General features: G+C 71.4%; 12 protein-coding genes. 10 read left to right on the forward strand and 2 right to left on the reverse strand.

The window, feature by feature from the left end; all coding sequences use genetic code 11:
* From QR77_RS18835 to QR77_RS18875, 9 genes are all read left to right on the forward strand, one after another.
* The coding region (locus QR77_RS18835) for an SDR family oxidoreductase (protein WP_150130572.1) at positions 1 to 1,899 on the forward strand (1,899 nt) is incomplete at its 5' end.
* 103 nt (positions 1,900 to 2,002) lie between these two features.
* Complete coding sequence (locus QR77_RS18840; protein ID WP_040023077.1) at positions 2,003 to 3,259, forward strand: aminotransferase class III-fold pyridoxal phosphate-dependent enzyme; 1,257 nt, start codon at positions 2,003 to 2,005, stop codon at positions 3,257 to 3,259.
* A 35-nt stretch (positions 3,260 to 3,294) separates the two neighbouring features.
* The gene (locus QR77_RS18845) at positions 3,295 to 4,134 is read left to right on the forward strand and encodes a TauD/TfdA family dioxygenase (RefSeq protein ID WP_040023078.1); all 840 of its coding nucleotides are present in this window, start codon (positions 3,295 to 3,297) and stop codon (positions 4,132 to 4,134) included.
* Positions 4,131 to 4,886, forward strand: a complete 756-nt coding sequence (locus QR77_RS18850; protein ID WP_040023080.1) for an SDR family oxidoreductase — start codon at positions 4,131 to 4,133, stop codon at positions 4,884 to 4,886. The genes QR77_RS18845 and QR77_RS18850 overlap by 4 nt, the downstream gene beginning before the upstream one ends.
* A 4-nt stretch (positions 4,887 to 4,890) precedes the next feature.
* Positions 4,891 to 5,658 (forward strand): methyltransferase domain-containing protein, encoded by a 768-nt coding sequence (locus tag QR77_RS18855; RefSeq protein WP_040023082.1) that lies wholly within the window; start codon positions 4,891 to 4,893, stop codon positions 5,656 to 5,658.
* Between the two features lie 44 nt (positions 5,659 to 5,702).
* On the forward strand, positions 5,703 to 7,946 hold the full coding sequence (locus tag QR77_RS18860) for an ATP-binding protein (protein ID WP_150130412.1): 2,244 nt from the start codon (positions 5,703 to 5,705) through the stop codon (positions 7,944 to 7,946).
* 60 nt (positions 7,947 to 8,006) lie between these two features.
* Positions 8,007 to 8,789, forward strand: coding sequence for an SDR family oxidoreductase (locus QR77_RS18865; RefSeq protein WP_201778814.1), 783 nt, complete (start codon positions 8,007 to 8,009; stop codon positions 8,787 to 8,789).
* Between the two features lie 69 nt (positions 8,790 to 8,858).
* Complete coding sequence (locus tag QR77_RS18870) at positions 8,859 to 9,605, forward strand: SDR family oxidoreductase (RefSeq protein WP_040023086.1); 747 nt, start codon at positions 8,859 to 8,861, stop codon at positions 9,603 to 9,605.
* A 178-nt stretch (positions 9,606 to 9,783) separates the two neighbouring features.
* Positions 9,784 to 10,296 carry an SDR family oxidoreductase gene (locus QR77_RS18875; RefSeq protein ID WP_160310935.1) on the forward strand — a complete coding sequence of 171 codons (513 nt, stop codon included), beginning with the start codon at positions 9,784 to 9,786 and terminating at the stop codon, positions 10,294 to 10,296.
* Between the two features lie 129 nt (positions 10,297 to 10,425).
* Here the strand turns inward: QR77_RS18875 and QR77_RS18880 are convergent, their stop codons facing one another.
* Positions 10,426 to 11,517: a CU044_5270 family protein gene (locus QR77_RS18880; protein WP_063798046.1), complete on the reverse strand. Its 1,092-nt coding sequence runs from the start codon at positions 11,515 to 11,517 to the stop codon at positions 10,426 to 10,428.
* On the reverse strand, positions 11,514 to 12,152 hold the full coding sequence (locus QR77_RS18885; RefSeq protein ID WP_052488890.1) for an RNA polymerase sigma factor: 639 nt from the start codon (positions 12,150 to 12,152) through the stop codon (positions 11,514 to 11,516). The genes QR77_RS18880 and QR77_RS18885 overlap by 4 nt, the downstream gene beginning before the upstream one ends.
* A gap of 196 nt (positions 12,153 to 12,348) precedes the next feature.
* Here QR77_RS18885 and QR77_RS18890 point away from each other — a divergent pair.
* A partial coding sequence (locus tag QR77_RS18890) for an alcohol dehydrogenase catalytic domain-containing protein (RefSeq protein WP_040028253.1) occupies positions 12,349 to 12,959 on the forward strand: 611 nt, incomplete at its 3' end.

Raw genomic sequence — 12,959 nt, forward strand, 5'->3', positions numbered from 1 at the left:
TTCTACGCGTGGGCCGCCGCCGCGCCCCCGACCACCGCCGTGCCCTACGCGGGGTCCGCGCGCGACCGGCTCCCCGTGGACGACGCCACCGGTGGTGCCGAACCGGCCGCCCTCACCTGGTGTCTCGACGAGGCAGCGACCGGCCGCCTCGTCGAACGCCACGGGCGGGCCCAGCGCCTCGAAGCGGTGCTGCTCTCGGCGTTCGCCGACGCCACGCTGGCCTGGAGCGGTCAGCGGCGGCTCGGGGTGGAGGTGGAGACCCACGGCCGGGAGACCGACAGTGACGGCGGGCAGTACCTGGACACGGTGGGCTGGTTCACCGCCGTCAAGTGGCTGGCCGTCGACGCCGCCGCCGACGACGGCGCGCGGCAGGTGTCCGACGTCGAAGAACTCGTCCGGACGGCACCGCAGTTGCCGATGGACGTCGAAGGAGCGCGCCCCGAGGCCGGGTTCAACTTCCTGGGTACGTTCCGGCTGCCCGAGGATCCCTCCCTGGGCTGGTCGGTGGCGGACGAGCAGGCCGGGGCGGCCCGATGTCCCAGCGGCGACACCCTCTACCGGCTCCGCCTCACCGCCCGGATCGTCGACGGCAGGCTGGTGACCGATCTGGTGTACGCGTGGCCACGGCTGTCCCACGACCACGCGGAAGGGATCTTCACCGCCTTCTCCCACGCGGTGGCGGACGCGGCGGGCGCCGGCGCTGCTCCTCATGTCCGAGCGACGGTGTCCACCTCCGGTCAACTGCTGCACCGGGGCGCCGAACCGCCTCGGGGCGGCTGGCACGTGGTGCGCGAGCCCGCTCCCGTACTCCTGACCGGGGCGACCGGTTATCTGGGCCGGCACATCCTCGCCGAGCTGGTCGAGCGCGGCGCACGGGTGACCTGTCTGGTGCGCGGGAGGAGCGACGTCGAGGCGGCCCGGCGGCTCGGCGGCGCCGACGTGGTCGCCGGCGACATCACCGAGGAGGGCCTCGGCCTCTCTCCCGCCGGGCTCGCGCGGGCCCGTACGGCCCGGGTCGTCGTGCACGCGGCGGCGGACGTACGGCTGGTGGCCTCGCCCGTCGAGCTGGAGCGGACCAACAACACCGCGGTGCGGCGGCTGCTCGACTGGATCGACACCCACGCCCCCGGCGCCCGACTGCACCACATCTCCACGCTGGCCGTCTCGGGCAGCGTGGAGGGTCCCGGGCGCCGGTTCAGCGAGGCGGATCTCCGTATCGGCCAGAGCTTCCGGACCCCGTACGAGAAGGTGAAGTTCGGGGCGGAGGAGACCGTACGCGCCTGGGCGGCTTCCGGCCGCCAGGCCTACATCCACCGCAGCGGCCACATCGCGGCGCACAGCGGGACCGGGGCGTTCCAGGACAACATCGCGGACAACCGGATCTATCAGACCGTGCGGGGGTACGTACTCGCCGGTGCGGCGCCGAGCCGGCCGTCGACGACGTTCGAGTTCTCCCACGTGGACACCGTGGCGGCGGGGATAACGGCGATCGCGACCCATCCGTACGCGGCGCCGGGCGTCTACCACGTCGAGTCGCCGCACACCGTCACCCACGACGACCTGGTGCGGTGGATGGCCCAGCACGGCTATCCCGTCCGGCTGACCGACGACGCCGCGTTCGCCGCGGCGCTGGCCCGCGCCGAACAGCACCATCCGGACATGGCCCGGCTCGCCTCGGCCTGGTCCCAACTCGGCGACCGCAACGTCCTCGTCGACAGTTCGTGGACCAATTCGGTGCTCGACCGGCTCGGGGTGCGCTTCGCCGAGCCGACCGCGCGGTGGTGGTCGGCGGCGCTGTCCTGGGCGACCGACGTCGGCTTCCTCCCGGCGGCCGTCGCCTCCCCCGACTGGCCGGAGCGGCACGCCGGTTCATCGTTCCCCTCACCCAGCCGGCCCTGACCGGCGGCACCGTACGGCCTGCCCGTACGCCCTGTCCGCACCTTCTGCCCGCACCGCCTGACCGTTCCGCCTGACCCCGCGACCCACCTCAGGAAGTGAAGCCATGCCCCAGCTCTCCCCCGTCCTCAAGCAGGCCACCCCCGTGATCGCCACCCGAGGGGAGGGGATGTACCTCTACGACGCCGACGACCGGCGCTATCTCGACTTCACGGCCGGGGTCGGCGTGACCAACACCGGTCACTGTCACCCCCGGGTGGTCGAAGCCGCGCAGAAACAGGCGGGCCGGCTGATCCACGGGCAGTACACGACCGTGCTGCACGACCAGTTGCTCACCCTGACGGAGCGGCTGGGCGAGGTACTTCCCGCCGGTCTGGATTCGCTGTTCTACCTGAACTCGGGCAGCGAGGCGGTGGAAGCGGCCGTGCGGCTCGCCCGGCAGGCCACCGGCCGGCAGAACGTGATCGTGTTCGAGGGCTCCTTCCACGGACGCACCATGGGCGCGGCGGCGATGAGCACCGCCGGCACCCGCTTCCGTGCCGGAATCGGGCCGCTGATGCCGGGGGTCGCCGTGGCGCCCTTCCCGCATGCCTTCAGACTCGGGATGAGCGAGGAGGCGGCCGCCGAGCACGCGCTGCGCGGTCTCGACCAGGTGCTGGCCACGGCCAGCGCGCCCGCCGAAACCGCCGCGATGTTCGTCGAACCGATCCTGGGCGAGGGCGGTTTCGTACCCGCGCCGCCGAGCTTCCTGGCCGGGCTCCGCGAGCGCGCCGACCGGCACGGCATCCTGCTGGTGGTCGACGAGATCCAGTCCGGCTTCGGCCGGACCGGGGCGTTCTGGGCCCACCAGCACGCCCCCGGTTTCGTACCGGACGTACTGCTCACGGCGAAGGGCCTCGCCAGCGGCTTCCCGCTGTCCGCGATCGCCGCGCCCGCCGAGCTGATGAGCCGGGCCTGGCCGGGGTCGCAGGGCGGTACGTACGGCGGCAACGCGGTGGCCTGCGCCGCCGCGCTCGCCACGCTCGACGTCATCCGCGACGAGGGCCTGGTGGCGAACGCCGCCGAACAGGGACGCCTGCTGGCGGACGGCCTGCGCAAGACCGCCGCCGGAGTCCCCGCCATCGCCGATGTCCGGGGTACGGGCCTGATGCTGGGCAACGAGTTCTGCCTGCCCGACGGCTCCCCCGACACCGCGACCGCCCTGCGCGTCCAGCGCGCAGCGTCCGACCTCGGCCTGCTGCTGCTCACCTGCGGGGTGCACGGCAATGTCGTACGGATGCTCCCGGCGCTGGTCGTCACGAGCGCGCAGATCGACGACGCGCTCGCGCTCTGGGCCGAGGCCGTCGCCACGGCGACCCGGTGAACGCCCCCACGACTCCCGAAAGGACGGATCACGCCATGACCAACACCGCGATCGGCGGCGTCGGCTGGACCAGCGAGTACCTGGAGTCCGCACGCGACGTGTGGTCCCTGTCGATCACCGACGGGGACCGCCGACTGCTGTGGACCGACTCGCTGGCCCAGCACTGGGACGAGGGCAAGGCGGCGTACACGGCCACGCGCTCGTTCATCGGGAGGAGCCTGGACGCCGTGGGCTTCGCCCGGATCGAGAACCTCATCTCCCCGGACGCGTCCGACGCCGACCTCATCACCAGCCTCTCGTTCATCCTGGACGAGGTGGGCGGCGCCGTACCGCAGAACGGCCAGGGCGACCTGTGGACGATCCTGCGTGACCGCGACGGCGACGGCGCCACCGAGCTGGGCTTCCACTGCGACACCTGCGACGTGCTCGTCCTGCTGTGCCTCCAGCCGGCCGCCGACGGTGGCGGCAACACCAAGCTGTCGAGTACCCGGCACGTCCACGACATCATCGAACGTGAGCGTCCCGACGTGCTGGCCCTGCTCAAGGAGGAGTGGAGGTTCGACCGGACCGGACGGGCCGGCCGGCAGATCATCCACACCCCCATCCTGTTCACGCAGGACGACGGGACCATCGGCTGCTACTACCAGACCCGGACGGTACGGGCGTCCGCGGACCTGGACGCCCGCCATCTCGAAGCCCTCGACTTCCTGGACGAGGTGCTCTACCGCCCGGAGATCGCGTTCGGGCTGCGGCTGGCCGTCGGCGATCTGCTGCTGATCCGCAACAGCCGTGTGCTGCACGGCCGGTCGCCCTACATCGACGTGCCAGGTCCGGAAGCCCGCCGGATCCTGCGCGCCTGGATGAACGAACGGTGACCGGCCACGGCAAGATCGGTGTCGTCACCGGCGGCGGCAGCGGCCTCGGACGGGCCTCCGCACTGGCCCTGCTGGACCAGGGCTGGTCGCTCGCGCTGGCAGGCCGGCGCAAGGAAGCGCTCGAAGAGACCGTCGAACTGTCGGGCCTCGGCCCGGACCGGGTGATCTCCGTACCCACCGACATCAGCAGCGCCACCGAGGTCGCCGCGCTCTTCGAGACCGTGCGCGGCCACTTCGGCCGGCTGGACCTGCTGTTCAACAACGCGGGCGCGGCCGTGCCGCGCAGGCCGGTCGCCGATGTGTCGATCGACGACTGGCGGCGGGTGATGGACACCACCGTCACCGGCACGTTCCTGTGCGCGCAGGAGGCGTTCCGCTTCATGCGCGACCAGACCCCGCAAGGCGGGCGCATCATCAACAACGGCGCGCCGTCCGCCCATTCGCCCCGCCCCAACGCCATCGCCTACACCACGGCCAAGCACGCGGTGCTCGGTCTGACCAGGTCCCTGTCGCTGGACGGGCGCCCGTACACCATCTCCTGCGGGCAGATCGACGTCGGCAACGTGGCGCCGGTGGACGGGAGTCCGCAGCCGCCCGCCATGCAGGCCGACGGAACGATGGCGGTGGAGGCGACCGTCCCGGTGGCGCGCTTCACCGAGGCCCTCCTGCTGATGGCGTCGATGCCCCCGGACACCAATGTGCAGTTCCTCACGGTCCTGCCCACCACGATGCCCTACATCGGCCGGGGGTGACGCGGTGCTGATCAGCGCACGTTCCTTCGACGAGTACCGGGCGATGTTCGCGCTCTCGGACGACGACCTCGGCCTGCGCATCCTGGACTGCCCCGGCGGGGCGGCGAGCTTCACGGCCGAGGCCGGGGAGCGGGGCGCCGATGTCGTCGCGGTCGATCCGCAGTACGGTCCGGACCGTCATCTGCTGGGGAAACTGGCCGAGCGGGAGATCGAGCACAAGCATCAGCTCCTGGTGGAGCACGCGTCGCGTTTCGTCTGGGACTGGTTCGGGGACGCCGAGCGGTACACCCGGCTGCGGGTCGAATCCGCGCGGGCCTTCGCCGCCGACATCGCGGCCCGCCCGGACCGTTACGTCGAGGGCTCACTGCCCCGACTCCCCTTCCCCGACCGCTCCTTCGACCTCGTACTCAGCTCGCACCTGCTGTTCTCCTACGGGGCGCAACTGAGCGAGGAGTTCCACCTGAGCGCCCTGCTCGAACTGGTCCGGGTGGCCCGCAGGGAGGTCCGGCTCTTCCCGGTGGTGCTGCACACCAGCGACCACCCCTACGAGGCACTGGACCGGCTGCGCGGCGCGCTCGACGGCTGGGGGGTGCCGTCGCGGCTCGACCGGGTCGGCTACGCGTTCCAGCCGGGCGGCGACGAAGCCCTCGTCCTCGACTGCGCCGGCCACGCCCCGCTGCCCACGGCCAGGCCAGGCGCCGACGCCGGCGACCCGGTGCGCTGGCGGCACCTTCGCGCGGCGGCCGACCAGGGGGGAGCGGCCTCGCCCTGAAATCCAGGGAGGCAGCCCGGGCCGAACAGTCCTACGTTGGCTGTATGACCGGCACGACGCCGGGCCGCCCGCCAGGTGGGAGCGAGGAGGGCGGGCCGGGGATGGGGCGGCGGCTGCGGGACGCCCGGGCCCGCGGCTTCGTCGGGCGCGGCCCGGAACGCGATCTGTTCCGGTCCGCGCTGGCCGGCACGCCCGACGCCTTCGCCGTGCTGTATCTGCACGGCCCTGGCGGCATCGGCAAGTCCACGCTGCTGCGGCGGTTCGCCGACGACGCCGAGGCGGCCCGCCGCCCGGTGGTGCGGGTCGACGGAAGGACGGCCGGCCGTTCGGCACGCCAGTTCTGGGCGGCGGCGGGCCGCTCGGTGGACACGCCCGGCGCTGTGCTGCTCGTCGACGGTTTCGAGCGGTGTGACGCGGTGGCGGAATGGTTCCGGCAGGACTTCCTGCCGCGGCTTCCGAGTGACGGAGTCGTGGTCGTCGCGAGCCGCCGCGCACCGGAGCCCGGCTGGCGAACCGACCTCGGGTGGGGCAAGGAGGTACGGACCGTGGGTCTGCGCAACCTCTCTCCCGAGGACGCCGTCGCACTCCTCGACGGCCGCGGCGTTCCCACCGGGATGCGGCGGGCTCTCCTGGCCTTCACCGGCGGGCATCCGCTGGCGCTCTCTCTCGCCGCCGAGGTGGCGGCGGGCTCCGGGAGCGGAACGGCCGACGACGCCCCGCGGGCGGAGCCCGGCGGAGCCGGGCCCGGCCCGGCGGAGAGGTGGAGCCCCGGCCAGGACGTCATCGAACACCTGCTCGCCCAGCTCGTCGGCACCCTGCCGTCCGGGCTCCACCGCCGCGTCCTGGAGGTCTGCGCGCACGCGCACAACACGACGGAGGAACTGCTGCGTGCCGTGTTGCCCTCCGATACGGACGCCGGTGGGCTGTTCGGCTGGCTGCGCTCGCTTCCGTACGTCGAGACCGGGCCGGAAGGGCTGTATCCGCACGACATCGTCCGCGCCGCGCTCGACGCGGATCTGCGGTGGCGCGACCCGGAGGGCTACGAGGCCGTTCACCTGGCCGTACGTGACCATCTCCTCGACCGGGCCCGGACTGCGGAGGGCACGGCACTGCTCCACCTGATGGAGGCGCTGATCTTCGTCCACCGGCACACCGAGGGCATGACCGGCTTCTTCACCTGGCGCACCGAGCCGGACCTGTGGGAGGACGCCTGTCATACGGAGGACCGGGCAGCCGTCGTGGCGCTGGCCGCGGAGACCGAGGGGGCCGAGTCGGCGCGCATCGTGGAATTCTGGCTGGACCGGCAGCCGGAGGCCTTCCACGTCTACCGGCGCACCCGTCCGGACGATCCCACCGGCCAGGGCCCCGGGGTGGCGGAGCCCGTCGCGTTCATGGCGTGGCTACGGCTGCCCGCGGTGACGGACGCGGTCACGGAGGCCGAGCGCCGGGAGGAGACCGCGGCCGACCCGGTGGTCGCCGCGGCCTGGGCGCACGCCCGCTCCGCCGCGCCCGTCCGCGCGGGCGAGCACGTCGCGCTGGCCAGGTTCCTGGTGGATCCGGCGGCCTACCAGCGGCCCTCGCCGGTGACCGACCTGGTCCAGATGCGCGTCCTGTCGGAATGGCTCCGCGCGGTGCGCCCGGCGTGGTCGTACCTCGTGGTGGCCGATCCGGAGTTCTGGGGGCCGCAGATGGCGTATCTGGAGCAGCGGCGCGTTCCGGCGGATCCTTCGGTCGGGGGCAGGACCTACGCGCTCTTCGGCCACGACTGGCGGGCGGCCCCGGCCGGACCGTGGTTCGACGGATACGTGGCGCGTGAGCTGTACGGCCCTCGGAGCGGCGACGGCCCCACGGCCGGAGGCGAGGAGGACCCCTCCGACCTGGCCGTACTGTCGCGCGAGGAGTTCGGCGACGCCGTACGCGCGGTCCTGCGAGCCTGGCGGCGTCCGGACGTGATCGCCGCGAGTCCGCTCCTTCGGAGCAGACTCGTCACCGACCGGATGCGGGGAGGCGAGCGGCCCGGGCCCGGGGGACCGGCGGACGGTCCGCTCGCGGGAGCGCTGAGAGAGGCCGTCGTCGACGCCGTGGACGCCCTCGGGCGGGACCCGCGGGCAGAACCGCTGCACCGGGCCGTGACCACCGCTTACTTCCGCGGAGTACCCACCCGGGAAGCGGCGGCGGAGCGGCTCGGTGTGCCGCTGTCCACCTTCCGCAGGCACGTGGCGCGGGCGGTCGACCGCGTGATCGGCTACCTGTGGCAGCAGGAGCTCTCAGGGCCGGGCTCGCAATGAGCGCACATCGAGCGCTGATCGGGCCGCCGGATGAGCGGTTGATCGACCCACTCTGGCCGTATGGCGAACACAGTGATGAACACAGAGACAGGAACAACTCGGACAGACATCGACACCCCCTTTCCCCTGCGGGGCGCGACAGCACTCGTCACCGGTGCCAACCGCGGCACCGGCCGGGCCCTCGCCGGGGAACTGCTCGAGCGCGGCGCCGCGAAGGTGTACGGCGGAGCCCGCAGGCCCGACACGATCACGGACCCGGACATCGAACCCGTCCGGATCGACATCACCGATCCCGACCAGATCGCCGCGGCGGCCGCCCGGTGCCAGGACGTCACCCTGCTGGTCAACAACGCCGGCGTCTTCCGGGGCGCACCGCTGCTCTCCACCCCGAGCGCACAGGACGCGCGGGACGAGATGGAGACGAACTACTTCGGCACCCTGTCCATGATCCGGGCCTTCGCGCCCGTTCTGGCCGCGAACGGCGGCGGAGCAGTCGTCAACGTGCTCTCCGTGCTCTCCTTCATCAACTACGCGCCCTGGGGTTCGTACAGCGCCACGAAGTCGGCGGCCTGGTCCCTGAACAACTCCGTCCGCGACGAGCTGGCCGGACAGCACACGCGCGTCGTGGCCGTCCACGCCGGACTGGTCGACACCGAGATGGCCGACGGCATCACTCTCCCGAAGATCCCCGTCAGTGACTTCGTGTCCGCGACCGTGGACGGACTGGAGGCGGGCCGGATCGAAGTGCTCGTCGACGAGCACACCCGCGCCTTCAAGCCCCTGCTCGCGGACCATCCCCACAACCGGAGCAGTCAGCCGCGGCCGGAGTCCGTCGCCCGCTGAATCGAGCCAACCGAAAAATGTGACGTCAATTTTCGCAGGAGTGTTTATCTGCGAGAGGTCGGAGTCATCATGCGAAAGAATATCCTGATAACTGGCGCAAGTTCGGGTCTCGGCGAAGGCATGGCAAGACAGTTCGCGGCCGCCGGCAGGAATCTGGCCCTGTGCGCACGACGCATCGACAAGCTTGAGGAACTACGTACGGAGCTGGAGGCGGCCCATGGCGTCAAGGTTGCCGTTCGGAAGCTGGATGTGAATGACCATCTCCAGGTTTTCGAGACGTTCGACGAATTGCACGACGAACTCGGGTCCATCGACCGCGTCGTCGTCAACGCGGGAGTGAATCGCGGCCAGTCGGTGGGCAGTGGGCATTTCGAGGAGAACAGGCAGACACTGACGACGAACTTCGTCTCTGCCCTCGCGCAGGCCGAGGCGGCGGTCCGGATGTTCCGTTCCCAAGGCTCGGGACATCTCGTCATCATCTCGTCGCTCGGCGGTGTCCGCGCGATGCCCGGCAAGCTCACCGCCTACAACGCGTCGAAGGCGGGACTCTCCTCACTCGGCGACGGAATTCGTTACGACCTCCTGGACACAGCCATCAAGGTCACTACGCTGAAGCCGGGTTACATGGAATCCGAGTTGAACGATGAGCACGGCCTGAAGCGTCCGTACGTCACGGGAGCGAGCGCGGGAGCCAAGTCCCTCTTCAAGGCGATCGAGTCGGAGAAGGCAAAGGGGTATGTTCCGTTCTTCCCCTGGGCGCCCCTGTCGCTCGCCATCAGGGCGATGCCGGGGAAAAGGATGAAGAAGCTCATGTAGAGAGTGAGCTGTCACTGTCACTAAAATGGAAAAGCGTGGCGACGACGGGGAGGACTCCGCCGGAGCCCTTTCCGGCGAGACTGTCATGGGAGGAATCATGACTGAGGAGCGACTGAATCTGGATATCCATCCGCCGAGGGCGCTCGTGACCGGTCCGCTCTCCGGCCTCGGGAGCCGGGTGGCCGAGCGGCTGACCGAGGACGGGTTCGCGGTGACCTCCGGCTCGAAGAAAGGCGCGGTGGACGCGATGGTCATTACCGTTGCCGAGCGCCCCGGGCCGCGACCGGACGGATATGACGAACGTGACGCCGAGGCCGTCCTGAGGAGCAACTCACCCTTGTCCCGTCCGCCGGTCGCGTCCGCCGAGGGCATGGTCGAGCGGGAACAGGGAGTCATCGTCTACGTCGTTCCCGTGGCCGCGGACGACGCGACCGCCGACCGCCCGGCATCGGTGACCGGCATCGAGTCGATGACTCACGCCTGGGCCGCGGAACTCGCCCCCACCGGAGTGCGCGTGAACACCGTGATCGCCGAGGTCGGATCGGCCGGCGCGACGCGGGGAAGGACGACGTCCGAAGAATCGCCCCGGGGACGCCGGGCGGACCTTGGCCACGTCGTCGACACGGTTTCTTTTCTCGCCTCGCCGAGTGCGAGCCTGATCAGCGGTACGACACTTTGCTGTAGTTCCTGAACTGATGTGACGGCGGGCGGCGGCCGGCGGCCGACGGGACGACGGCTACGGGCCGACGCCGTGCTCGAAGAGGCCCCGGGTCTCCGCCGAGCCCCGCACGGCGACGCCCGTCGCCCGTCGCGCGGTCGCTCAGTCGCGCGCGCCCGGCTTGTTCACGACGCCCCAGGCGACCCTGGCGGTGACGATCGCGTGGTCCGCCTGGATCGCTTTCGCGTTCCCCGGTGCGGCGGTGCCCTTCTTGCCCGTGGGCACCGTGACGCCCTTCACGGATCCGCCGTGGTCCTTTTCTCCGAGGTACATGTACGTGTGCGGATCGAAGAAGATCTCCTGCTTGCCCTGCCAGCCGGACGGGGTGGGCTCGGCGTAATTCACGGTCACCGCGATCGCCTTACGCCCGAGCGGATCCTTGACGTCCTTCTCCACATGGGTCCCGGGGATGTCGGCCATCGCCCGGAACATGGCGGCCCGCACCTTCGGCGGGATGAGCACGGAGCGGTAGAGGACACTGAGCTCCCGCCAGTCGCGCTCCGCCCTTGTCTCGCCCTTGACGTCACCGATGGCGTGCTCCTCGCGGACGCGTCGCATCATCGCTTCGGGGTCGCTCGGCAGCGTGCTGAGGAATCGGTAGAACTGACGCTGGGAGCGGTCGTCGTAGCCCTCCTTCTTCCACTTCTCCTCCTGGTTGGGCCCGTACCAGACGTGGAGCTTGTTCGGGTCGAAGTCCTTTGCGTCCCCCGCCGGCGCGACACCGGGCAGCGTGGCCGACCCCGTACCGTCCCAGCGGTCCCATTGCTCCGACGTCTGGGGCTTGCCCTGCATGAAGACGGTGCTCTTCTCGTAGACCCACTGCTTCGGGCCGGGCTCGGTGGCGCCGGTGTTCTCCACCGTGGCCGCCGCCAGTTCCAGAGCCTGGGCGGAGGCTGCCGCCGACAGGACCCGCGGGCCGCCGTCGCCGGTGCTGCCCGGCTGACGCGCCGCGGTGTTCCCCGGCTGATGCGCGATCACACCACCGACGACGGCGAGGGCCGCGGCGGCGGGGATGAGGATCATCCTCCGGCGCGGGAGTCGGCCGGAGGAGGCGCCGGATCGCGGGACGTTCCTCCGGCCGCCGCTCTCCTCCAGCGCGGCCCGCAGCATCCGGGCGCGCGACGGGGCGAGTTGGTCCGCGTCCGGCAGCGGGCAGTCGCCGCGCAGGGCTCGGGTCTCACGGATCTCGTTCATACGGTGCTACCTCCGTGCATGCGTGATTCGAGTACGGGACCGAGCTCGCCCAGTGCGGAACGCAGCTTCCTACGGGCCCGGTTGAGCCGGGAGCGGACGGTCCCCGCGGGGATGTCCAGGGCCTCGGCGATCTCCAGATAGGTGAAGTCGGCCCAGGCGAAGAGGAGCAGGACGTGCCGATCGCCCTGGGAGAGCCCGGAGAGAGCTTTGGCCAACGGGCCGGAGACCGCGTGCGCGGCGATGCGGTCGTCGGCGCCCTCGGTCCAGGATTCGGCCACGGGGTCGTGTCCGGTGCGGGCGAGGATCTTCAGGGCCCTGACCTCGTCACGGCGGTGCCTGCTGATCAGCCTGGCCGCGATGCCGTGGAGCCAGGGACGGGCGGAAGCCCGGGCGACGTCGTAACGGGCGCGCATCCTGAAGGCGGCGAGGAAGGTCTCCGCCGTGACATCGTCGGCCGCGTCGCGCCCGAGCCGACGTGCCACGTACCGGTGAATGGCGGGCGCGTGCCGGTCGAAGAGCGTCGCGAACCGCTCCGGCTCGTCGAGCGAGGCCGCGATGAGCGAGGCGTCGTCGTCCTCGGCCGTCTCGCGGGGTACGCCGGCCCTCGGGGAGGGTGGGCGCGGCAATTCGGTCATCTGTGATCCGTTACCTCGGCGGAATGAACGTTGTTCACCGGTACTTGCCACCGGACCGGGAACAGGTTCACGGCACACACCACCCCGCCGCCCCGGTCTCCGCCCCCGGTGCCCCACCTTGAGATAGTTCGATCGCCTCGGTTCCGCCGGAATCCGGGACGGAAATGAACGAACGAGGTACGGCAAGGGAGCGCTCGTGCGGGCTGTGGTGTTTGAGGCGTTCGGGGAGTTGGCCCAGGTGCGGGAGGTCCCCGATCCCGTGCCGTCCGCCGACGGGGTCGTCGTACGGGTCGAGGCGACCGGGCTGTGCCGCAGTGACTGGCACGCGTGGATGGGGCACGACTCCGGGGTCGCCCTGCCCCATGTTCCCGGGCACGAACTCTCCGGCACCGTCGCCGCCGTGGGTTCCGGCGTCGGCAACTGGCGGGTGGGCGACCGGGTCACCGTACCGTTCGTGTGTGCCTGCGGGCGCTGCGCCGCCTGTGCGGCGGGGGAGCAGCAGGTGTGCGAGCGGCAGGAGCAGCCCGGCTTCACGCACTGGGGGTCGTTCGCCGAGTACGTTCCCGTGCACCACGCGGACGTCAATCTCGTCGCCCTCCCCGACGGCATGTCGTACGTCACCGCCGCCGGCCTCGGCTGCCGGTTCGCGACCGCCTACCGGGCTGTCGTCGCGCAGGGGCGTACGCGGGCGGGCGAGTGGGTGGCCGTGCACGGGTGCGGCGGGGCCGGGCTGTCCGCCGTGATGATCGCCGCCGCCTGCGGGGCGCGGGTCGTGGCCGTCGATGTGGCGCCGCGCGCGCTGGAGCT

This window comes from Streptomyces sp. 150FB, from assembly GCF_000818195.1.
Taxonomy (GTDB): Bacteria; Actinomycetota; Actinomycetes; order Streptomycetales; family Streptomycetaceae; genus Streptomyces.